We start from the raw sequence: 21,754 nt of genomic DNA, 5'->3' as shown, positions 1-21,754 counted from the left end.
GGGAAATTCAGACGCTTCGGCCGGAGCTGCCCGGCCAGGCCGGAGGCTGGCTGGCGCTTGCCGCCGAATCCATTATGCTGCACCGCACATGTCCATCTGGTCCCGCATAAGTCAGGTTATTTCCGCCATCGGTGACTCGGTCTCGACCTTCCTCGCGAAGATCACCCAGCCGCGGTCCAATCCGGAAATGTCGATCACCTTCACCATCGGCGTCATCGCGCTCGGTGCCAAGATGGCGAAGGCCGACGGGATCGTGACCGGCGATGAGATCACCGCCTTCAAACAGGTCTTCCGGGTCCCCGACCGCGAACTGGGCGGGGTGGCACGGGTGTTCAATCTCGCCAAGCAGGATGTGGCAGGCTACGACGCCTATGCGCGCCAGCTCGCACGGCTGTTCGCCGACCAACCGCAGGTCCTCGAGGATGTCATCGACAGCCTGTTCCACATCGCCAAGGCGGACGGCGCCGTGCATGAGCGCGAGCTTGTCTATCTAGAAAGCGTGGCGGAGATCTTCGGCTTCACCGCGCGCGACTTTGCCCGCATCAAGGCCCGACATCTGGTGCCGGCGAAGGACGACCCCTATATCATCCTCGGCATCGAGGATTTCGCCAGCGACGATGAGGTACGCAAGCACTACCGCAAGCTGGTGCGCGATCACCACCCCGACAAGCATATTGCCGCCGGCATGCCGCCCGAGATGATCGAGGTCGCGACCGAGCGACTGGCGCGCATCAATGCCGCCTATGAGCAGATTGCCCGGGAGCGCAATCTGTGAAGGGAACCAGCCTCCGGCACCATGTCATGCCGTCGCCCAATGTCGAGCCACGCCAGAAGGGCAAGACGGCGCGCATATTGCTGCTCCACTATACCGGCATGGAGAGCGCCGAGACGGCTTGCGCCTGGCTGTGCAACCCGGCCTCGAAAGTCTCGTGCCACTATCTGGTCGATTGCGACGGCCGCATCACGCAGATGGTCGATGAGGATCTGCGTGCCTGGCATGCCGGGCGGTCGCTCTGGAAGGGTGAGCGCGACATCAATTCATGCTCGATCGGCATCGAGATCCATAATCCTGGACATGATCGCGGCTATGCGGATTTCCCCGAAAAGCAGATGGCGGCCGTCGTGGCGCTCGGACGCGACATCGTTGCCCGTCATGCGATCAGGCCCGAGCATGTGCTGGCGCATTCCGACGTGGCGCCCGGCCGCAAGATCGATCCGGGCGAGAAATTCGACTGGAAGAGGCTCCATGAGCAGGGGCTCGGCCATTGGGTGCCGCCGCACCGGCTGGGCGGTGGTCAGTTCCTGCAGCAGGGCGACAGCGGAGAGGCGGTCGAGGCGCTGCAGGCGATGCTGGCGCTCTATGGCTATGGCATCGAGATCACCGGTGCGTTCGGGCCCGAGACCAAATCCGTGGTGAGCGCCTTCCAGCGGCATTTCCGCCCCGTTCGCATCGACGGCATTGCCGACCGCTCGACGATCGAGACCTTACGGCATCTGCTGGATGCGTTGCCGGAAGTGGCGGTCGCCCCGACCTGACCTGATCGCGATCTGGAAGATAGAGGTCAGCCCTTGGTGCAGGCGTGCACCAGGCTCTCGAAATCGGAGCCCTCGAGCGGAAAGGTGTTCTCTTCCCTGCCGGTCTTGACCGTGAAGCGGTCTGCCTTGCGCAGTTCGGGGAAAATGGGATCGTCCGCCCGCATGACAGCTTCGGCGCTGGTTGTCCCCGACATTTCATTGGGGGTCGTCACGCCGGCAAAGCTGAAGTCCTTGCCGCCGACCGTCACCACCAAGTTGATCTTGTCGTCCGGCTTGAGGTCTTCGCCGGCTTCCGGGACAAAGATGCGGATCTCGCCCGATTGCAAGGTGCAGCCGAAGCTGATGCCGGCATCATCCGAATCAGGCACGCCAAAGACGAGATAGGCGTCCTCATCGCCAGTATCGAAAATCCATTCGCGTTCCTGCGCCCAGGCCGGCAAAGCAGCGCAGGCCAATATCGCGGCCAGCAGACAGCGCGTCCACATATCCACCCTCTCTCACGCGGCGCCTCTGCATCGCAGGCGGGCCGCAACCCGGAAACCGACTCATAGCCGAGTTGCGGGTTAGCGGTAAGTGGCGTTCAGGTCGGGGCCGGGGGTTGTGCCCCCGAAGGCCTACCGATCAATCGGGTGATGAGCCAGGCGATACCCAGTATCGCGATCGCAATCACCGCCCAGAGGATCACGGCGGTGATACTGCCGATGCTCTGCAAGAGGAGGGCCAGCCAGTTGATGAATTCGGCTGTCTCGGGATCACCGCCAATCTTGTCTGCATTGTTGGCGGCAATGCCGGTCAGGACATCGATCAGCCAGTAGCCTGCGACCGCGATCGCGCTCCAGAGGCCGACGCAAAGCCAGGCAACGAACCATACGAGCCCCCTCACATCTTCGTCTCCCGCTCCAGATGCTCAAGCAGCAGTTTAAGATTCCGCGTATTCGACTTGAAGAACAAGTCAAAAATGTCACCGGCGACGGGGATGGTGCCAAGCCCGGTGTCGATGGCGATATTGCCGATCATCCGAGCCAGCAGGCGGGGCGGGACGCCCAAGCGCACGGCCTCGGTGAAGGCGAAGAGTGAAATGCCGAGGCCGATGACATCGCCGGCGCCCGGGATCAGACCGAGCGCCGAATCGGCGCCGAAGCGGATGCGCGTGCCGGGAATGCGCAAAGCCGTGTCCATGATACGGGCCAGCTGCCTCAGCCGCGCCAGCCGGCGAGCCTGGTCTGCGAGGTCGAAGGGGGCGGCAGCGGCGAAAGTCGTCATCGAGAGGTTCCTTTTGAACGGGCCATAGATGGGTAAGCGGCGCCCCGATTCAATTGGTTTTTCAAGGCCTCTCGCGAGGGTTGACGTTGTGTCCCCGGACTCCTAACTGTGAGTCCGCCAGCTGGCCGGATGGCCGCCGGGGAGGCCTTGCGCCTCCCGGGAGGAAAGTCCGGGCTCCATGGAAATACGGTGCCGGGTAACGCCCGGCGGGGGTAACCCCAGGGATAGTGCCACAGAGAACAGACCGCTTCAGATCAGTCCGAAGCAAGGGTGAAACGGTGCGGCAAGAGCGCACCGCGCGGCCGGCAACGGGCGCGGCACGGTAAACCCCACCGGGAGCAAGACCGAATAGGGGCGGCATGGGCCTTCGGGCCCAGGGTCGTTTTCAGCCCGCCGCCCGGGTTGGTCGCGCGAAGCGCGTGGCGACACGCGCTCCAGATGAATGGTCATCGAGCGCCCCTCGGGGCGTGAACAGAACCCGGCTTACAGGCCGGCTGGCACCTTTATTTCCTGTCGGAGCAAATCCCGCCAAAGTTAGAAGACTTTGGGATTTGCTCCAGAATATTGATTTGGCGCGAATCCTTTTCGGCGAAGTGATTCCACCTCGCCGGGAAGCGCGCTGACAAGGCGTTGTCGAAACGATTTGTTAAGGCGGTACGGAGCATTGTCGCCTTTGCATTAGTAATCTGTTCACCGTACCGAAAACCATGACGCCGCCCAGCACAGATGCCCGGCACAAACCGGTGATGCTCGCGGAAGTGCTGTCGGCACTGGCGCCGCGCGATGGCGGCATCTATGTCGATGGAACCTTCGGCGCCGGCGGCTATACGCGCGCCATCCTCACCGCCGCCCGCTGCAAGGTCCTCGCCATCGATCGCGACCCCGAAGCGATCGCCGGCGGTGCGGCCATGCTGGCCGATTTTCCCGACCGTCTCACCCTGGTCGAAGGCCGGTTCAGCGACATGGAGGAGCTTGCCGGCCGCTTCGGCATCACGATGATCGACGGGGCGGCACTCGATATCGGCGTCTCCTCGATGCAGATCGACGATGGCGCCCGCGGCTTCTCCTTCGCCAAGGACGGTCCGCTCGACATGCGCATGGAGCAGGCGGGGCCGTCGGCGGCCGATGTGGTCAATGCCGCCGAGCCCGAGCACCTGTCGCGCATCATTGGCATATTGGGCGAGGAGCGCAAAGCCCGCGCGATCGCCCAGGCGATCGTCAAGGCGCGGGGCGCCGAGCCCATTCTCACCACCCAGGCGCTGGTCCGCGCCATCGAGAGAGCGACCGGGCGCCAGCGTCCGCAGGACCGCATCCATCCCGCCACGCGCACCTTCCAGGCGCTGCGCATCTATGTGAACCGCGAGCTCGATGAGCTCGCCCATGCGCTGGCGGCGGCCGAACGCCTGCTCAAGCCCGGCGGCCGTCTCACCGTCGTGACCTTTCATTCGCTCGAGGACCGGATCGTGAAACGCTTTTTCGCCGAACGGAGCGGCAAGCTGCCGGCAGCGTCGCGCCATATGCCGGGCCGTGAGGCCGAGATGGCGGCACGCTTCGTGCCGCTGTTCCGCGGCCATCAGGAGGCGGGAAGCGCGGAGATCGCGGAGAATCCGCGCGCCCGGTCGGCCAAATTACGTGCCGGGGAACGCACCGCCGCCTCGCCACTGCCTCTCAATCTCGACGATATCGCGGTTCCGCACATCGAAGGGCAGCGCAACTGAAATGTGGATCAGGACTTTCAACGCGTGTCTGGTGCTGGCGGTTCTGTGCGCCGCCTATGTGCTCTATTCGCTGGAACATTCGATCCGCGGCGTCGAGCGCCAGATCGCGCGGTCGCAGGGCGCCATCGCCAATGAGAAGGAGACCATCGGGCTTCTCGGTGCCGAATGGTCCAGCCTGATCCGGCCCGAGCGGCTGCAGCGCCTGGCCGAGCAGCATCTGACACTCAAGCGCATCTCGCCCGATCAATTCGTCAGGATCGACGAGCTCGCGGCACGCGTGCCGGCCGAACCTCCCGTCAAGCTGGAGGAAGCGGGCAAGGATGCGATCGGCGACATTCTCAAGGCGATGGAGTAAGGCTAATATGCTGGTTTCGCCGCGAAAAAATGGCAGCCTTCCCGGACGCAACCGGCTGCGGCTCGTCTCTTTCGGATTCATCGTGTTCTTCACGACGATCAGCGCGCAGCTCGGCTATCTCACTGTATGGCAGGGCCGGCCGGAGAAGCCCGCCGCCGAATACAGTGAAAGAGTGCCAAGGCCCGATATCGTCGACCGCAACGGCGTCGTGCTCGCCACCGACGTGTCGTTCTTCTCGCTCTATGCCGATCCGCGCAAGATTCTCGATGTCGACGAGGCGGTCGAGCTGCTGACCGCCACGGTGCCCGATCTCGATGCCAAGACGCTGCGCCAGAAGCTCGCGCAGCCCAATCGCGCCTTCGTCTATCTCAAGCGCGAAGTCAGCCCGAGCGAGCGCGATGCCATCCACAATCTGGGCATACCCGGTATCGGCTTCCGGGCGGAAACCAAGCGGGTCTATCCGATGGGGCGGCTCGCCAGCCATGTGCTGGGCTATGTCGATGTCGATTCGAAAGGCATCGCCGGCATCGAGAAATTCCTCGATGACCAGGGTGCGCTCTATACCGCCTCGCTCGGCGAGGACAACAGCCGGGCCATGCCGGCGGTGCTCTCGATCGATATCCGGGTGCAGCACGCCCTTGCCGATGAGCTCGCCAAGGGGATCGCCAAGTTCCGTGCCAAGGCGGGCGGCGCCATCGTGCTCGATGTGCGCTCCGGCGAGGTGCTGGGTCTCGTCTCGCTGCCCGATTTCAACCCCAATCAGCCGGACAAGAATTTCACCTTCGACCAGGCCAACCGGATGACGAGCGGCGTCTTCGAGCTGGGCTCGGTCATCAAGGCGGTGTCCTTTGCGATGGCGCTCGACTATGGCGTCGCCGATCTGACGAGCCGGTTCGATGCGCGCGCGCCCCTGGTGATCGGACGCGCCGTCATCCACGACTTCCAGCCGACGCGGCGCATCCTGTCATTGCCCGAGGTTTTCACCAACTCGTCCAATATCGGCACGGCGCGCATGGTCCTGGGCGTCGATGCGGAACGGCATCAGGCGTTCCTGCGCCGGGTCGGGCTGATGGACCGGCTGGTGACCGAGCTTCCGGAGAACGCCAAGCCAATCCTGCCAAAACGCTGGGGCAGGCTGGTTCAGGCGACCATCGCCTTCGGCCACGGTTTCGCCGTACAGCCCCTGCAAGGAGCACAGGTGGTAGCGGGTTTGCTCAACGATGGAAATATGCTTCCGGTGACCTTCCTCAAGCGTGACGCGGCTGACGCGCGGGCGATGGCGAAGCGCGTGGTGAAGCCCAAGACCAGCGAGACGCTGCGCTATCTGTTCCGCCTCAACGGTCTGGAGGGCAGCGCCCGCTCGGCCAATGCCAAAGCCCCCGGCTATCGCATCGGCGGCAAGACCGGCACGGCCGAAAAAGTCGTGAACGGGCGTTACGACAAAAGCAGGAACCTGACGGTCTTTACCGGCGCCTTCCCGATGGAAAATCCGCAATATGTCGTCATGGTGCTGCTGGACGAGCCGCAGGCGACACCCGAGACCTATGGCTTCTCGACCTCCGGCTGGAACGCGGTGCCGACGGGGGGCAACATCGTCGCGCGCATCGCGCCCTTGCTCGGCGTCGAGCCCATCCTCACCGATGACGAGCGCAAGGCCATTGCCAAGCAGGCGCAGAAGGAGGGCAGGACCTGACGATGAGCGTCCTTCTCTCACGGCTTCTCGCGGATGATGCGGCCTTGCCCAAGGACGCCAAGGATGCTGCGATCTCCGGCCTCACCGCCGACAGCCGGCAGGTGAAACCCGGCTATCTCTTCGCGGCGCTGCCGGGCAGCAGGGTCGATGGCGCACAGTTCATCCCGCAGGCCGTCGAGGCGGGGGCGGCCGCGGTGATCGCGGGCGCCTCGGCCGCCGCCGCGCCTGCCAGCTCGATCCTCATCAAGTCGGCCAACCCGCATCAGCTCTTCGCCCGCATCGCCTCGCGCTTCGCCGGCAGCCAGCCCGACATCGTGGTTGCCGTCACCGGCACCAACGGCAAGACCTCGGTCGCCGCCTTCGTGCGCCAGATGTGGCAGTCGATGGGCTTTCGCGCCGCGAGCATCGGAACGATCGGCATCGTCGGTCCGGAAGGCGAGGAGTATCTCGCCCATACGACACCCGATCCGGTGAAGCTGCATCATGCCCTCGCCGGCCTGGCGCAGGACCATGTCACGCATCTCGCCATGGAGGCATCGAGCCATGGCCTCGCCCAGTTCAGGCTCGACGGCGTGCGCCTGGCGGCGGCCGGCTTCACCAATCTGACGCGCGATCATCTCGACTATCACCCGACATTCGAGGACTACTTCGCCGCCAAGATGCGGCTGTTCTCCGAATTGCTGCCCCAAGGCGCGCCCGCGGTCATCAATGCCGATGTCGAGATCGCCAAGGATGTGGTGGCGCGATCGAAGGCGCACGGCCTCGACATCTTCACCGTCGGCGAGAAGGGCGGCGATCTCAAGCTCGTCTCCTGCGTGCGCGATGGTTTCGGCCAGCGCCTCGTGCTCGCGACGAAGAACGGCCAGCATGAAATCTATCTGCCGCTGGTCGGTGATTTCCAGGTCTCCAATGCGCTGGTCGCGGCCGGCCTCGTCATCGCCACGGGCGGCGAAGAGGCGCTCGTGCTGCATGCGCTCGAATCGCTCAAGGGGGCGAAGGGCCGTCTCGATCTCGTCGCCAACTCGGCCCGCGGCGCGCCGATCTTCGTCGACTTCGCCCATACACCGGACGCGCTCGAGAAAGCGATCCTAGCTCTGCGCCCCTATGTGAAGCGCAAGCTCGCCGTCGTCTTCGGCTGCGGCGGCGACCGCGACAAGGGCAAGCGCCCGCTGATGGGCGCCGTTGTCGCCAGGCTCGCCGACATCCCCTATGTGACCGACGATAATCCGCGTACGGAAGATCCTGCCGTCATCCGCGCCGCGGTGATGGCGGCATGCCCCGGCGGAATCGAGATCGGCGACCGGGCGCTCGCCATCCGTACCGCGGTCGAGGCGCTGCAGGAAGGCGATATCCTGCTGGTCGCCGGCAAGGGCCACGAGCCGGGACAAACCATCGGCACCAAGGTGCTGCCGTTCAGCGATCACGAGGCGGTCGAGGCGGCAGTCGCCGGGCGGGACTATCATGGCTGAGCAGGCATTGTGGACCATCGATGAGCTGGTCGCCGCGACCGGCGGGGCCTTGCGCGGCCATGTCGCCGCGCCGCTGACCGGCGTCTCGATCGACAGCCGCAGCGTTACGAAAGGCGACATCTTCGCCGCGATCAAGGGCGACCGGGTCGATGGTCATGACTATGCGCATGTGGCGCTCGCCGGCGGCGCTGGTCTGGCGATCGTATCGCGTCCAACGGAAGCGATGCAGGCCGCTGGGCCGCTGCTCATCGTCGATGACGTGCTCAAAGCGCTTGAGAAAATGGGGCTTTGGGCGCGGGCGCGCTCGAAGGCCAGGATCATCGCCGTCACCGGCAGCGTCGGCAAGACCAGCACCAAGGAAATGCTGCGGCTTGCGCTCTCGGCCTCAGGCTACACCCATGCCTCGGTCGCCTCCTTCAACAACCATTGGGGCGTGCCGCTTACTCTGGCGCGCATGCCGGCGGACACGGCCTATGGCGTATTCGAGATCGGCATGAACCATGCGGGCGAGATCACGCCACTGGTCAAGATGGTGCGCCCGCATATCGCCGTCATCACCACCGTGGTTGCGAGCCATCTGGGCCATTTCGGCTCGGTCGCCGAAATCGCCGATGCCAAGGCCGAGATCTTCCTGGGCGTCGAGCCGGACGGGCGGGCCGTCCTCAATCGCGACAATGAGTATTTCGAGCGGCTGAGCGCCGCGGCGGTTGCCGCCGGCATAGAGACGGTTGTAGGCTTCGGGCGTGCCGCGGCGGCGGAGGCAAGGCTCGAGAAATCGGCCCTCCATGCCGATTGCTCCTGCATCACCGCGACGATCCTGGGCGAGCCCGTCATCTACAAGCTCGGCATGCCGGGCGAGCATATGGTGCTCAACAGCCTGGCGGCGCTGACTGCCGTCAAGCTCGCCGGCGCCGACCTGGCGCGGGCCGGTCTGGCGCTTGCCGGGGCGCTGCCGGCCAAGGGGCGGGGCGTACAGTCGCTGCTCAGGGCGCCGGGCGGGCGCATCCTTCTCATCGACGAGAGCTACAATGCCAATCCGGTCTCGGTGCGCGCGGCGCTAGCTCTGCTCAAGCGGGCCGAACCCGGCAAAAGCGGGCGGCGGATCGCGGTCCTGGGCGACATGCTGGAGCTCGGCGACCAGGCGGCAACGCTCCATGCCGAGCTTGCGGGCGCAGTAGACGAGGCCAAGGTCGATGTCCTATACGCCAGCGGACCTCTCATGGCCCATCTCTGGGACAAGACCCCGCCATATCGGCGCGGAGCCTATGCCGACAAATCGGACGGTCTGGCGCCAGCCCTTCTCGGCGGGCTCAAGGCCGGCGATGTGGTGATGGTCAAGGGATCGCTCGGCAGCCGCATGGGGCCGCTGGTCGATGCCATCAAGGGGCAGTTCTCACCAGCCGAGAAGGACGGCCGCTAATGCTCTATCACCTGCTCGTCAGCCTGACCGATGAAGTTTCGGTGCTCAATGTGTTTCGCTACCAGACGACACGCACCGGCTCGGCGGTCCTGACGGCGCTCCTGTTCATCTGGCTGTTCGGCCCGACCATCATCTCGCTGCTCAAGGTGAAGCAGGGCAGGGGCCAGCCGATCCGCAGCGACGGCCCGCAGCGCCATATCATCGAGAAGCAGGGCACGCCGACCATGGGCGGGCTCATGATCCTGTCCGGCATCTTCGTGGCGACCCTGCTGTGGGCCGACCTCACCAATTATTATGTCTGGGCGGTGCTGTTCGTCACGCTGGGCTTCGGCGCCATCGGCTTCTATGACGACTTCCTCAAGGTGACGAAGTCGTCGACGCATGGCTTCTCGGGCAAGATCCGGCTTCTGATCGAAATCATGATCGCGGCGGTTGCGGTCGGCATCTTCATGAGCATCGGCGACAAGACGGTGTCGAGCGCGCTCGCCGTGCCGTTCTTCAAGGACGTGCTCATCCAGTTCGGCGCGCTCTTCCTGCTCGTCGGCGTCTTCATCGTGGTGGGCGCCGGCAATGCCGTCAATATCACCGACGGGCTCGACGGCCTCGCCATCGTGCCGGTGATGATCGCGGCCGGCAGCTATGGGCTCATCGCCTATCTGGTCGGCAATGCGGTGTTCGCCGAGTATCTGCAGCTCCACAATGTGAAGGGCACCGGCGAGCTCGCCGTGCTGTGCGGCGCCATACTGGGTGCCGGCCTCGGCTTCCTGTGGTTCAACGCGCCGCCGGCCATGATCTTCATGGGCGATACGGGCTCGCTGTCGCTCGGCGGCGCGCTCGGCGCCATAGCGGTCGCGGTCAAGCACGAGATCGTGCTCGCCATCATCGGCGGCCTGTTCGTGCTCGAGACGGCATCGGTCATCGTCCAGGTCGCCTCCTTCAAGCTCACCGGCAAGCGCGTCTTCGCCATGGCGCCGCTGCATCATCATTTCGAGCAGAAGGGGTGGAAGGAGCCGACCATCGTCATCCGCTTCTGGATCATCGCCTTCGTGCTGGCGCTGATCGGGCTCTCGACCCTCAAGCTCAGATAGGCCCGGCAATGTTCCCCGCCAGGACATTCGCGAGGAAGAAGGTCGGCGTCTTCGGCCTTGCCCGCTCGGGCACCGCCTGCGCGGAAGCGCTGCGGCTCGGTGGCGCTGAGGTCCTTGCCTGGGACGATCAGGCCCAGTCCGTCGAGAAGGCGAAGCAGGACGGATTGCCGGTCGGCGACCTCAAGGCGCTCGATTTCGCGACGCTCGATTCCCTCGTTCTCAGCCCCGGCGTGCCGCTCACGCATCCGAAACCGCATTGGACGGTGGAAAAGGCGAAGGCGGCCGGGATCGAGATCATCGGCGACACGGAAGTCTTCCAGCGCGAGCTCACAGGCAGCGGCGCCAGGCTCGTCGCCATCACCGGCACCAATGGCAAATCGACGACGACGGCGCTGACCGGCCATCTCTTCGCCTCAGCCGGCCGCGATGTGGATGTCGGCGGCAATATCGGCAAAGCGGTGTTCCTGCTGCGCCAGCCGGTCAGGGACCGCGTCTATGTGCTGGAGCTGTCCTCCTTCCAGATCGATCTGATGCCGAGCCTCAAGCCCGATGCCGGCATCCTCACCAACATCACGCCGGATCATCTCGACCGGCACGGCACGACCGAGCACTATGCCGAGGTGAAGGCGCGGATGTTCACGCGGCAAGGCAAGGGCGACAGCGCCATCATCGGGGTGGATGAGGACTGGGGCCAAGCGATCGCAGAGAAGATCACGACAGGCGCCACGGTCATTCCAGTGTCGGTGGAGCGCGCGCTCGCTGAGGGCCTGTCGGCGCCCGACGGCATTCTGATCGAGTGCCGGACCGGCAAGCAGGTCGCCGATCTCGATCTCCGTAACCTGCCGGCGCTCAAGGGAAGGCACAATTGGCAGAACGCCGCCATGGCCTATGCGGCCGGCCGCGCCCTTGGTCTTTCGCTGGATGAGATCCGCAAAGGCTTCATGAGCTTCGCCGGCCTTGCGCATCGCATGCAGGAGATCGGTCGGCTCAATGGCGTCGCCTTCGTCAATGACAGCAAGGCGACCAATGCCGATGCGGCCGCCAAGGCGCTGTCATCCTTCGACGAGATCTACTGGATCGCCGGCGGCATCGCCAAGGCCGGCGGCATCACGCCGCTCAGCGGCTTCTTCCCGAAGATCAAGCGGGCCTATCTCATCGGCGAGGCGGCGGATGAATTCGCCCGCACGATCGGCGACAAGGCGCCTTTCATCAAGACCGGCACGCTCGACAAGGCGGTCGAGGCGGCGGCGCGCGATGCCGTCAGGGATGGGCGCCCGGGAGCTGTCGTGCTCCTGTCGCCGGCCTGCGCATCCTTCGACCACTATCCGAATTTCGAAGTGAGGGGGGATGCCTTCGGCAAAGCGGTCGCCGCTCTGCCCGGCATCCGAATGACCGTGAAGGGGAACGGACATGCTGATAAGCCGCAGTGACCGGGGGCTGTTCGCCTCCTGGTGGTTCACCGTCGACCGGCTGCTGTTGAGCGCGGTCCTGCTCCTGATGGCGGCGGGCGTGCTGATCAGCATGGCCGCGAGCCCGCCGGTCGCCGAAAGACTCGGCCTCGACTCCTTCCATTTCTTCAAGAACCAGCTGTTCTATCTGGGCTTCGCGGTCATCATCCTGATCGCCACCAGCCTGCTCGAACCGCTGCAGGCGCGCCGCGCGGCCTTCGTCGTCTTCCTGGGCTCGCTGGCGCTGATGGTGGTGGCTCTCTTCTATGGGCCCGAGATCAAGGGTGCCCATCGCTGGATCGATATCGGGCCCGTCGGCCTGCAGCCATCGGAGCTCGCCAAGCCAGCCTTCATCGTCATGGCGGCCTGGTTCCTGGGCGAGAATGTGCGCAGGCCCGAAATGCCCGGCCTTTTGATCGCGATGGTGCTCGCCGGCGCGTTTGTCGGACTCCTGGTGCTGCAGCCGGATTTCGGCCAGTCGGCGCTGGTCGTCATCACCTTCATCGCCATGCTCCTGATCTACGGTATTCCATGGATACTCGTCTTCGGCCTGAGCGCGCTTGCGGGCGCCGGCGTGTTCTTGGCTTATTCGATGATCCCGCATGTGGCGTCGCGCATCGACCGCTTCCTCAACCCGGAGAAGGGCGACACGTTCCAGGTCGACACCGCGACCCAGGCCTTCCAGAATGGCGGCCTGTTCGGCACGGGTCCCGGCGGCGGCGAGGCCAAGCAGATCCTGCCCGACTCGCATACCGACTTCACCTTCGCCGTGGTCGGCGAGGAATTCGGCTTCATCGCCTGCATGGGGCTCATCATCCTCTTCGCCTTCATCGTCATCCGCATATTGGGCCGCGCCAAGGCCGATCCCGATCCGTTCGCGACGCTCGCGATGAGCGGCCTCGCCGTCATCTTCGGCCTGCAGGCGGTGATCAATATGGGCGTCAATGTCTCGCTGCTGCCGGCCAAGGGCATGACCTTGCCGTTCATTTCCTATGGCGGGTCATCGCTCATGGGCATGGCTTTCGCGATGGGCCTGGTGCTCGCCTTCGCGCGCGCGCGCATGGGCGTGGCCGCCGCCGATTCCGCCTGGCGGTCGGTCACGGCCTAGGGACGCTGCATGCGAGAGCAGGGGACCAACAGCCGGCTTGTCGTGCTCGCCGCGGGCGGCACCGGCGGACATCTGTTTCCCGCCCAGGCACTGGCCGAAGCGCTGGTCCGGCGGGGCTATGCCATCCATCTGATGACGGATGAACGGGTGCGCGACTATGGCCGCGCCTTCCCGGCGCTCGAGACGCATCTGGTGCCGGCGGCGACGATCACGCCGTCAAAGCCTTTCCTATTGCCCCTGCAGCTTCTCAAGCTCTACAGGGGCTACAGAGCCGCGCGCGCCGTTCTCGCGCGGCTGAAGCCCGTGGCCCTGGCCGGCTTCGGCGGCTATCCGTCCTTCCCGCCGGTGATCGCGGCATCGCGGCTCGGCATTCCGTGCTGCATCCACGACCAGAATGCGGTGATGGGGCGCGCCAACCGGGTGCTGTCGCGCTATGCCGATGCGGTCGCGTCCTCCTTCCCGACACTCGGAAAGCTGCCGGAGGAGTGCAAGAGCAAGCTGCGCTACACCGGCAATCCGGTGCGCGGCATCGTGCTCACCAAGCAGGGCGATCCCTACCAGTCCTCGGCCGCCGACCAGCCCTTCAATCTGCTCGTTTTCGGCGGCAGCCAGGGCGCACGCTTCTTCGCCGAGTTCATGCCGGAAGTGCTGAAGCTCCTGCCCAAGGCGGTCTTGCGCAATCTCAAAGTGGTCCAGCAATGCCGGCCGGAGGACATCGAGCGGGTGAAGGCCGCTTATGGAGGGCTCGAACTGTCCTTCGAGCTCGCGTCCTTCTTCGCCGACATGCCGCAGCGCATCGCCGATGCCCAGCTCGTCATCTGCCGGTCGGGCGCTTCCACCATCGCCGAGCTCGGTGTCATCGGCCGACCCGCCGTCATGGTGCCCCTGCCGCACGCGCTCGACAACGACCAGCTCGCCAATGCCGAATTCCTGGCCCAGAAAGGCGGCGGCTGGGTCATGCCGCAGGCCGACCTCACCCCGCAAGAATTCGCTGCATTTCTGACCCGTCTCAGGTATCAAGACGACGAACTTGCCGGGGCGGCGCGTGCCGCCCTGGCGCTGGGCATGCCGGATGCCGCAGAGCGCCTCGCCGATGTGGTCGAGGAGCTGGCGCACCGACCCAAGATCACGGAGATGACAGAGAAATGAAACTCCCGCGCGACGTCGGACCGATCCATTTCATCGGGATTGGCGGCATCGGCATGAGCGGCATTGCCGAGGTCATGGCGACGCTGGGCTACAAGGTGCAGGGCTCGGACCTCAGCGACAACTACAATACCGCGCGCCTGCGCAAGAGCGGCATCCAGGTTTCGATCGGCCATGACGCGGCCAATCTGGGCGATGCGCAAGTGGTCGTCGTGTCGTCGGCGGTGAAGCCCGAGAACCCCGAGCTCGCCGAGGCGCGGCGCCGCTTCCTGCCGATCGTCCGGCGCGCCGAGATGCTGGCCGAGCTGATGCGCTTCAAATCCTGCGTCGCGGTCGGCGGCACGCATGGCAAGACGACGACGACCTCGCTGGTGGCCGCACTCCTCGATGCGGGCGGACTCGACCCGACCGTCATCAATGGCGGCATCATCAATGCCTATGGCACCAATGCGCGCCTCGGCAAGGGCGACTGGATGGTGGTCGAGTCGGATGAATCTGACGGCACCTTCGTCAAGCTGCCCGCCGATGTGGTGATCGTCACCAATATCGATCCCGAGCATCTCGATCACTATGGCTCCTTCGACAAGGCCAAGGAGGCCTTCCTCGCTTTTGTCGAGAACATCCCGTTCTACGGTTTCGCGGTGATGTGCATCGATCATCCGGAAGTGCAGGCGCTGATCGGACGGGTGCGCGACCGGCGCATCATCACCTATGGACGCAGCCCGCAGGCCGATCTGCGTCTCGTCGATCCCTCCTACAGCGATGGCGAGATGCACTTCACGGTCAGGGTAACCGACCGGCGCAGCGGCGCCGTGCATGATGTGAGCGATCTCTCGCTGCAGATGCCGGGCGACCACAATGCGCTCAATGCGACGGCGGCTTTCGCGGTGGCGCGCGAGCTCGGCATGTCGGAAGACAAAATTCGAGCCGGCTTCAAGAGCTTCACCGGCGTCAAGCGGCGTTTCACCCGCACCGGCGAGCATGATGGCGTGGCGGTATTCGACGATTACGGACACCATCCGGTGGAGATCGCCGCCGTGCTGAAGGCGGCGCGCGGCGTCACCAAGGGCAAGGTGATCGCGGTGATGCAGCCGCACCGCTATACGCGCCTCTCCTCGCTGTTCCCGGAATTCTGTTCCTGCTTCAACAATGCCGATGCGGTGATCGTGGCGCCGGTCTATGCGGCGGGCGAGGCGCCGATCGAGGGCGCCACGCATGATGCGCTGCTCGAGGGCCTGCGTGACCGCGGCCATCGCGGCGCGCGCAAGATCGACGCGCCGGAAGAGCTGGCGCCATTGGTCAAGGAACTGGTGAAGCCGGGCGACATCGTCGTCTGCCTCGGCGCCGGGACGATCACGCAATGGGCCTATGCCCTGCCGCAGCAACTGGCGGCGCTCGCCGGCAAAGCGGGAGCGGCGTGATGGTCAAGCTTGACGGCGAGAAGCTGCTCAAGCGGCTGCCCAGGCCGCGCGGCCGGCTCGAGGCCAATATGCCGCTTGCCGACCTGACCTGGTTCCGCGTCGGCGGTCCGGCGGAAGTGCTGTTCTCCCCGGCCGACGAGGCCGATCTTGCCCAAGTGCTCAAGGAAACGCCGGAGGATGTCCCTGTCTATGTGATCGGGGTGGGATCGAACCTCCTGGTGCGTGATGGCGGCGTTCCCGGCATGGTGATCAGGCTGGGCAAGGGCTTCGGCGAGACGGCGCTCGAGGCCGGGTATCGGATCAGGACCGGGACATCGGTTCCTGACGTAAGGGTCGCCCGCTTCGCCCTCGATCACAGTATCGGAGGATTAACCTTTCTGAGAGGTATACCCGGCACGATTGGCGGCGCGCTTCGGATGAATGGTGGAGCCTATGGTCGCGAGACCAAGGACGTTCTGGTCGAGGTGCGGGCCGTTGACCGGAGGGGATCGCTGCACGTGCTGTCGAATGCCGACATGCAGTATACGTACCGCCATTGCGGTGCGCCGGAGGACCTTATCTTCACGCAAGCCCTGCTGCAGGGCGAAGCGGGGGACAAGGACGCCATTGCGCTTGCCATGGACGAGGTCACCGAACGGCGCGAGGCCACCCAGCCGATCAAGAGCCGCACCGGCGGCTCGACCTTCAAGAACCCGCCCGGGCACAAATCCTGGCAGCTCATCGACCAGGCGGGCCTGCGGGGATTTTCCATCGGTCCGGCCAAGGTGTCGGAACTCCACTGCAATTTCCTGATCAACGAGGGTGGCGCCACCGCGGCCCAGATCGAAGAGCTGGGCGAAACCATCCGCCATCGCGTCAAGGACACGTCCGGCATCGAGCTCGACTGGGAGATCAAGCGCATCGGCATTCCGGCGGAGACCAGGCATGCCTGAGCGCGATCCTCGCTTCACCCATGTCGCCGTCCTGATGGGTGGCTGGTCGGCCGAACGCGAAGTGAGCCTGGCCAGTGGCGAGGCCTGCGCCGATGCGCTGCGTCGCGCCGGCTTCCAGGTGACCTCCATCGACGTGAAGCGCAATATCGCCCACGTTCTTTCGGATCTCAGGCCCGATGTCGTGTTCAACGGGCTGCACGGCAAATGGGGCGAGGATGGCTGCATGGCGGCGATCCTCGAGACGATGGAGATTCCCTATACGCATTCGGGCGTACGCGCCTCGGCCATCGCCATGGACAAGGTGAGGTCCAAGATCCTGTTCGCCGCCGCCGGCATTCCGGTCGCCGAGAGCCGTGTCGTCGATATCGAACTCGCTGCCGCCCAGCATCCCTTGCCTTTGCCCTATGTGCTGAAGCCGCCGGCGCAGGGCTCAAGCGTCGGCGTCCATATCGTCGATCACAGCTCCAATGGCCCGGCCACGATGATCCTGGAGGAGCGCGAGCTCTTCGGCGATCAGGTGCTGGCGGAGCGCTTCATCCCGGGCAAGGAACTTACCTGCGCAGTGATGGGCGATGTGGCGCTCGGCGTCATCGACATCCTGCCGGCGGCCGGTTTCTATGACTACCGCGCCAAATATGCGCCCGGCGGTTCGGTGCATGTGCTGCCGGCCGAGATCCCGCGCGATGTCTATCGCAAGGTGCAGCAATACTCGCTCGCGGCGCATCAGGCGATCGGCTGCAGGGGAATAAGCCGCTGCGACTTCCGCTATGACGATACACCCGGCAGCGATGGCGAGCTGATCCTGCTCGAGATCAACACTCAGCCTGGCATGACGGGCACATCGCTCGTCCCCGAGCTCGCCAAGCATGCCGGCCACAGTTTCGAGGAACTGGTGACCTGGATGGTCAATGACGCGTCGGTGAACAGATGAACACTCTCGATCGTTTCCGCCATCGCTTCTTCATGCTGCTGCGCCGCCTGCCGCGCGGCGAGCCGAGCCGGCGGAGCCGCTTCTTCGCCCGTAGCGGTGCCGTGGCGCTGCTGTTCGGCGCGCTTGTCCATGGTCTCGTCATCGGCGGGCATCTCGATTATGACGGCAGCCCGTGGCGCAAGCTGCCGGGCAAGCTCGCCAGCTCGCTCGGCTTCGCGGCAGACGACATCCGCATCACCGGCCTCGTGCATCAGGAGCCCGAGACGCTGCTTTCGGCCATCGGCGTCCAGCCCGGCGGCTCGCTGGTCGGCTTCGACGCGTCGCGCGCGCGTTCGCTGCTCGAGAATCTCGACTGGGTCGCGGCCGCCCGGGTCATGCGCAAATATCCGAACCGACTCGATATCGTCGTCACCGAACGCCGGCCTTTCGCCATCTGGCAGCGCGACGGCGCGCATTATGTGATCGACCAGACCGGCACGGCGATGAGCACGCTCGATCCCAGACGGCTTTCCTCACTGCTGCTGATCACCGGCGAAGGCGCCCATCGCGCGGTCGCCGATCTGGTGAGCGAGCTCGATACGGTGCCGAAGGTGAAGGCGCGTGTCACGGCCGCGGCGCGCGTGGGCCAGAGGCGGTGGACGCTCTATATGGACAATGGCGTGACGGTGGCGCTGCCGGAGATCGACTCCGCCAAGGCGCTCAGGACGCTCGCCGATCTTGATCGCAGCCAGGGCCTGCTCGGCAAAGGCATCAAGTCGCTCGATCTCAGATTCCCTGGCGAGCTCGTGGTCGACCTCGCCGAGCCGGTGGCGCCGGAAAAGGATATTAAGAACTTCAAGGTAAGTCAGAAGCAGTAGCTTCGGAGTGATGGAGCGGGAGCGAAAAAGTGGTGTCCGGTTTTTTCGCTAAATCCCGCTCCAGTTCAAGGTTCGATCACGTTTATGACTTTGGATTGAAGTCAATTCCAAAGTCATCGTGATCTATGCGTGGGAGAGGGACTTTTGCATGGCTGTGATTGAACTGCCCGTGAAGGGTGATGCAAAAGGCCCCGCCGCCAGCCGCGGCAGCCTGGTTGCCGCGCTCGATATCGGCAGCACCAAGATCAGCTGCCTCATCGGCGAAGTGGTGAGCCAGAACCGCCGCACCGCCGACGGCAAGGAAGCTTCAGCCCTGCGGGTGCTCGGCTTCGGCTGCCAGGCCTCGCGCGGCACGCGCAACGGGACGATCGTCGATCTCGACCAGGCCGAGCGCGCCATCAGGCTCGCGGTCGATGCGGCCGAGAAGATGGCGAAGCGCACCATCACGCAGGTCTTCGTCAATGTGGCGGGCGGCAAGCCGCAGTCCAATTCCTATGCCGCGTCGGTCGAAACCGAGACGGGCCAGGTCACGACGCGCGACATCGAAGCGGCGACCCGCGCCGCGCTGGCGCAAGGCCATCAGCCCGGCCGGCGCACCTTGCATACGGCCCCGGCACAGTTTCATCTCGATGACGCGCGCGGCATCGCGGCACCCTTGGGCATGTTCGGCAAGACGCTGACCGCCGAGGTCAATGTGGTTTCCGCCGAGCCGGCGGCCCTGCGCAACCTGGCGCTGGTGATCGAGCGCTGCCATCTCTCGGTCGCCGATTATGTCGTGGCGCCCTATGCCGCGGCGCGCTCGGTGCTCGCGGAGGACGAAATCAAGCTCGGCGTCACCTTGATCGACATGGGCGGCGCCACCACCGGCGTCGCCTCCTTCCATGACGACCAGCTCGTCTTCGCCGATGTGATCCCGATCGGCGGCATGCACATCACCCATGACATCGCGCGCGGGCTTTCGACGACCGTCGCCCATGCCGAGCGCATGAAGACGCTGTTCGGCAGCGCGATGGCGACCGTCATCGACGATCGCGAGACCATCGCGGTGCCGCTGCTCGGCGAGCGCGGCGTCGATACGATCTATCACGCGCCCAAATCGATGCTGACCGGCATCATCCGGCCGCGCCTCGAGGAAATCCTGGAAATGGTGCGCGAGCGCCTGGACCAGGCGAGCTTCGCCAGGCTCGCCGGCAGCCGCGTCGTGCTGACCGGCGGCGGCAGCGAGCTCACCGGGGTGAGGGAGATCGCCGGCCAGTGGCTCAACCGGCAGATCCGGCTCGGCGCCCCCATGCCGGTCGCCGGCATGCCGGAAGCGGCCCGCTCGCCCGCCTTCGCCACGGCCTTCGGCCTCATCAACTACGCGCTCAGGCCCGACGTGCACCACGCCGCGGGCATCGCCCGCCAGGCGATGAAGGAAGCGCAAACCGGTTACTTCCGCCGCGTCGGCAAGTGGATCGCCGACAGTTTCTGACCTGAAAAAACGAAGCGACCAGTCACCCTGAGGCAAGCAACCGTCGGGGGCGTGCGGCTGGCTCGAATGTGGTCTTTTATCAATCGGTTATGCTGTTCTGCTCAGAATGTGATTCAGCTTTCGGGGCGTAATGCTGCTGCCACTGGTCAAGGAATTACCCTCCCTGTGCTCCATTCTGAGTCAATTTTGATTCAAAAAATCTGGCGGTGGTTAGCGTTTGTTAACCATTTGTTATCGAATGGGTAAGAAAGATTCCTACTGGGGAAAATTCAGTTCCAGGTGCTCAATATGACGATAAATCTCACCGTGCCGAGCTTGGCCGAACTTAAACCACGCATCACCGTTTTCGGCGTGGGCGGCGCCGGCGGGAATGCCGTCAACAACATGATCGAGAGCCGTCTCGACGGTGTCGAGTTCGTCGTCGCCAATACCGACGCGCAGGCGCTGACCCAGAATGTCGCCGAAAGGCGCATCCAGATGGGCACCGCCCTGACGCAAGGCTTGGGCGCAGGCTCGCAGCCGCAGATCGGCGCTGCTGCCGCCGAAGAGGCGCTGCCCGAGATCCTCGATCACCTGGCGGGCGCTCATATGTGCTTCATCACCGCCGGCATGGGCGGCGGCACCGGCACCGGTGCTGCGCCGGTCATCGCCAGGGCGGCGAAAGAGCAGGGCATCCTGACCGTCGGCGTCGTCACCAAGCCGTTCCACTTCGAGGGCGTGCGACGTATGCAGACGGCGGAGCGCGGCATCGAGCTGCTCGCCAAGAATGTCGATACGCTGATCGTCATCCCGAACCAGAACCTGTTCCGCGTCGCCAATGAGAAGACGACCTTCGCGGCCGCCTTCGCCATGGCCGACCAGGTGCTCTATTCGGGCGTCGCCTCGATCACCGAACTCATGACCAAGGAAGGCCTCATCAATCTCGATTTCGCCGACGTGCGCGCCATCATGAGCGAGATGGGCAAGGCGATGATGGGCACCGGCGAAGCCTCCGGCGAAAAGCGCGCCATCGAAGCGGCGGAAGCGGCGATCTCCAACCCGCTGCTCGACGATGTGTCGATGCGCGGCGCCCGCGGCCTCCTGATCTCGATCACCGGCGGTCCCGACCTCACCCTCTATGAAGTCGATGAAGCCGCGACCCGCATCCGCGAAGAGGTCGATGCGGAGGCCAATATCATCCTCGGCGCCACATTCGATGACTCGCTCGAAGGCACGATGCGCGTGTCGGTCGTGGCCACCGGCCTTGCGATCGAGTCCGAGACGCACGAAGACGACGGTGCGGTGGACGAACAGGAAGCCCCGGCGCGTCCGGTCTTCGGCTATACCGGCAAGCAGCCGATCCCGGTGAAGAAGCCGATCGCGCCGATGCCTGCCGCGCCGCCGATGGCGCAAGTCAGGCGCGCCGCCCCGGCCCCGCAGCCTCAACCCCAGCCGCAGCCCGTGCAGCAGCACGAGGTCGAGGATGAGCATGAGGAGATCGAGGCGACGCAGCAAGTGATCCATCAGGCACGCGCCCAGCAACAGGCAACGCCGCGTATGCCGGCGCCTGAGGATTTCCCGCCGATCGCGCAGCGCCAGATCGCCGCCCAGCAGAACCGCATCGAGAACATCGCCGAGCATGCCGCCAAGAAGAAGCGCGGCCTGTTCGAAAGGCTGGCCGGGGTGGGCCTGAGCCGTAAGGGTGATGCCGTCCCGGCGGAAACCGACCCCAGGGCCCGGCATGAGCCGCGCATCCAGGCCAGCGAGGCCCAGCGCCCGCAAGTGGCCCAGATGCCGGTGACGAGCGCCGCGCAGCCCGCCTATGATGATGATCAGCTTGAGATTCCGGCGTTTCTGCGCCGCCAGGCGAACTAGTCTTAAGTTACTACACTATCTGGCAAAAAGCCCGGCGGTCACAC

The 21,754-nt window shown here is 65.0% G+C and carries 20 protein-coding genes and 1 other RNA gene; 18 read left to right on the top strand and 3 right to left on the bottom strand.

The features are described from left to right. The first annotated feature begins 88 nt into the window (after positions 1–88). Together DT068_RS24795 and DT068_RS24790 are read left to right on the top strand one after the other, a co-directional pair. Entirely contained in the window at positions 89–775 is a 687-nt protein-coding gene (locus DT068_RS24795) for a TerB family tellurite resistance protein (protein ID WP_119392581.1), read from the top strand. 26 nt (positions 776–801) lie between these two features. After that, the gene (locus DT068_RS24790) at positions 802–1,536 is read left to right on the top strand and encodes a peptidoglycan recognition protein family protein (RefSeq protein ID WP_119392580.1); all 735 of its coding nucleotides are present in this window, start codon (positions 802–804) and stop codon (positions 1,534–1,536) included. Between the two features lie 26 nt (positions 1,537–1,562). On the opposite strand, the gene DT068_RS24785 is transcribed toward DT068_RS24790, so the two are convergent. The 3 genes from DT068_RS24785 to DT068_RS24775 all read right to left on the bottom strand — a co-directional run bounded on the left by DT068_RS24785 (position 1,563) and on the right by DT068_RS24775 (position 2,799). Then, complete coding sequence (locus DT068_RS24785; RefSeq protein WP_119392579.1) at positions 1,563–2,021, bottom strand: hypothetical protein; 459 nt, start codon at positions 2,019–2,021, stop codon at positions 1,563–1,565. A gap of 95 nt (positions 2,022–2,116) precedes the next feature. Further along, positions 2,117–2,419 (bottom strand): hypothetical protein, encoded by a 303-nt coding sequence (locus DT068_RS24780; RefSeq protein ID WP_119392578.1) that lies wholly within the window; start codon positions 2,417–2,419, stop codon positions 2,117–2,119. Continuing rightward, the gene (locus DT068_RS24775; protein WP_119392577.1) at positions 2,416–2,799 is read right to left on the bottom strand and encodes a DUF4112 domain-containing protein; all 384 of its coding nucleotides are present in this window, start codon (positions 2,797–2,799) and stop codon (positions 2,416–2,418) included. The genes DT068_RS24780 and DT068_RS24775 overlap by 4 nt, the downstream gene beginning before the upstream one ends. A 117-nt stretch (positions 2,800–2,916) precedes the next feature. Here DT068_RS24775 and rnpB point away from each other — a divergent pair. From rnpB to ftsZ, 16 genes are all read left to right on the top strand, one after another. Beyond that, positions 2,917–3,301, top strand: an RNA gene (gene rnpB / locus DT068_RS24770) — RNase P RNA component class A. A gap of 205 nt (positions 3,302–3,506) precedes the next feature. After that, the gene (gene rsmH / locus DT068_RS24765; RefSeq protein ID WP_119392576.1) at positions 3,507–4,517 is read left to right on the top strand and encodes a 16S rRNA (cytosine(1402)-N(4))-methyltransferase RsmH; all 1,011 of its coding nucleotides are present in this window, start codon (positions 3,507–3,509) and stop codon (positions 4,515–4,517) included. A gap of 1 nt (position 4,518) precedes the next feature. Further along, positions 4,519–4,872, top strand: a complete 354-nt coding sequence (ftsL, locus tag DT068_RS24760; RefSeq protein ID WP_119392575.1) for a cell division protein FtsL — start codon at positions 4,519–4,521, stop codon at positions 4,870–4,872. Between the two features lie 7 nt (positions 4,873–4,879). Continuing rightward, positions 4,880–6,565 (top strand): peptidoglycan D,D-transpeptidase FtsI family protein, encoded by a 1,686-nt coding sequence (locus tag DT068_RS24755; protein WP_368905138.1) that lies wholly within the window; start codon positions 4,880–4,882, stop codon positions 6,563–6,565. A gap of 2 nt (positions 6,566–6,567) precedes the next feature. After that, complete coding sequence (locus DT068_RS24750) at positions 6,568–8,034, top strand: UDP-N-acetylmuramoyl-L-alanyl-D-glutamate--2,6-diaminopimelate ligase (protein WP_119392573.1); 1,467 nt, start codon at positions 6,568–6,570, stop codon at positions 8,032–8,034. Then, positions 8,027–9,454 (top strand): UDP-N-acetylmuramoylalanyl-D-glutamyl-2,6-diaminopimelate--D-alanyl-D-alanine ligase, encoded by a 1,428-nt coding sequence (locus DT068_RS24745; RefSeq protein ID WP_119392572.1) that lies wholly within the window; start codon positions 8,027–8,029, stop codon positions 9,452–9,454. Before DT068_RS24750 ends, DT068_RS24745 begins: the two co-directional genes overlap by 8 nt. Continuing rightward, positions 9,454–10,542, top strand: coding sequence for a phospho-N-acetylmuramoyl-pentapeptide-transferase (gene mraY / locus DT068_RS24740; protein ID WP_119392571.1), 1,089 nt, complete (start codon positions 9,454–9,456; stop codon positions 10,540–10,542). Before DT068_RS24745 ends, mraY begins: the two co-directional genes overlap by 1 nt. Positions 10,543–10,550: 8 nt before the next feature. After that, complete coding sequence (gene murD, locus DT068_RS24735; RefSeq protein WP_119392570.1) at positions 10,551–11,972, top strand: UDP-N-acetylmuramoyl-L-alanine--D-glutamate ligase; 1,422 nt, start codon at positions 10,551–10,553, stop codon at positions 11,970–11,972. Then, the gene (ftsW, locus tag DT068_RS24730; RefSeq protein WP_438816456.1) at positions 11,956–13,098 is read left to right on the top strand and encodes a putative lipid II flippase FtsW; all 1,143 of its coding nucleotides are present in this window, start codon (positions 11,956–11,958) and stop codon (positions 13,096–13,098) included. The genes murD and ftsW overlap by 17 nt, the downstream gene beginning before the upstream one ends. 9 nt (positions 13,099–13,107) lie before the next feature. Next, positions 13,108–14,247, top strand: coding sequence for an undecaprenyldiphospho-muramoylpentapeptide beta-N-acetylglucosaminyltransferase (gene murG, locus DT068_RS24725; protein WP_119392568.1), 1,140 nt, complete (start codon positions 13,108–13,110; stop codon positions 14,245–14,247). Then, positions 14,244–15,665, top strand: coding sequence for a UDP-N-acetylmuramate--L-alanine ligase (gene murC, locus DT068_RS24720; RefSeq protein WP_119392567.1), 1,422 nt, complete (start codon positions 14,244–14,246; stop codon positions 15,663–15,665). Before murG ends, murC begins: the two co-directional genes overlap by 4 nt. Next, the gene (gene murB, locus DT068_RS24715) at positions 15,665–16,597 is read left to right on the top strand and encodes a UDP-N-acetylmuramate dehydrogenase (RefSeq protein WP_119392566.1); all 933 of its coding nucleotides are present in this window, start codon (positions 15,665–15,667) and stop codon (positions 16,595–16,597) included. Before murC ends, murB begins: the two co-directional genes overlap by 1 nt. Next, positions 16,590–17,528, top strand: coding sequence for a D-alanine--D-alanine ligase (locus tag DT068_RS24710; RefSeq protein WP_119392565.1), 939 nt, complete (start codon positions 16,590–16,592; stop codon positions 17,526–17,528). Before murB ends, DT068_RS24710 begins: the two co-directional genes overlap by 8 nt. Next, on the top strand, positions 17,525–18,385 hold the full coding sequence (locus DT068_RS24705; protein WP_119392564.1) for a cell division protein FtsQ/DivIB: 861 nt from the start codon (positions 17,525–17,527) through the stop codon (positions 18,383–18,385). The genes DT068_RS24710 and DT068_RS24705 overlap by 4 nt, the downstream gene beginning before the upstream one ends. Before the next feature lie 148 nt (positions 18,386–18,533). Then, positions 18,534–19,856, top strand: a complete 1,323-nt coding sequence (gene ftsA / locus DT068_RS24700) for a cell division protein FtsA (protein WP_119392563.1) — start codon at positions 18,534–18,536, stop codon at positions 19,854–19,856. Between the two features lie 288 nt (positions 19,857–20,144). After that, a complete protein-coding gene (ftsZ, locus tag DT068_RS24695) occupies positions 20,145–21,710 on the top strand; it encodes a cell division protein FtsZ (protein ID WP_119392562.1) in 1,566 nt (521 codons plus the stop codon). Positions 21,711–21,754 lie beyond the last annotated feature (44 nt).

The sequence above is a fragment of the Taklimakanibacter lacteus genome (assembly GCA_003576695.1).
Taxonomy (GTDB): Bacteria; Pseudomonadota; Alphaproteobacteria; order Rhizobiales; family Aestuariivirgaceae; genus Taklimakanibacter; species Taklimakanibacter lacteus.
This window is presented reverse-complemented; position numbering and strand designations above follow the sequence as displayed.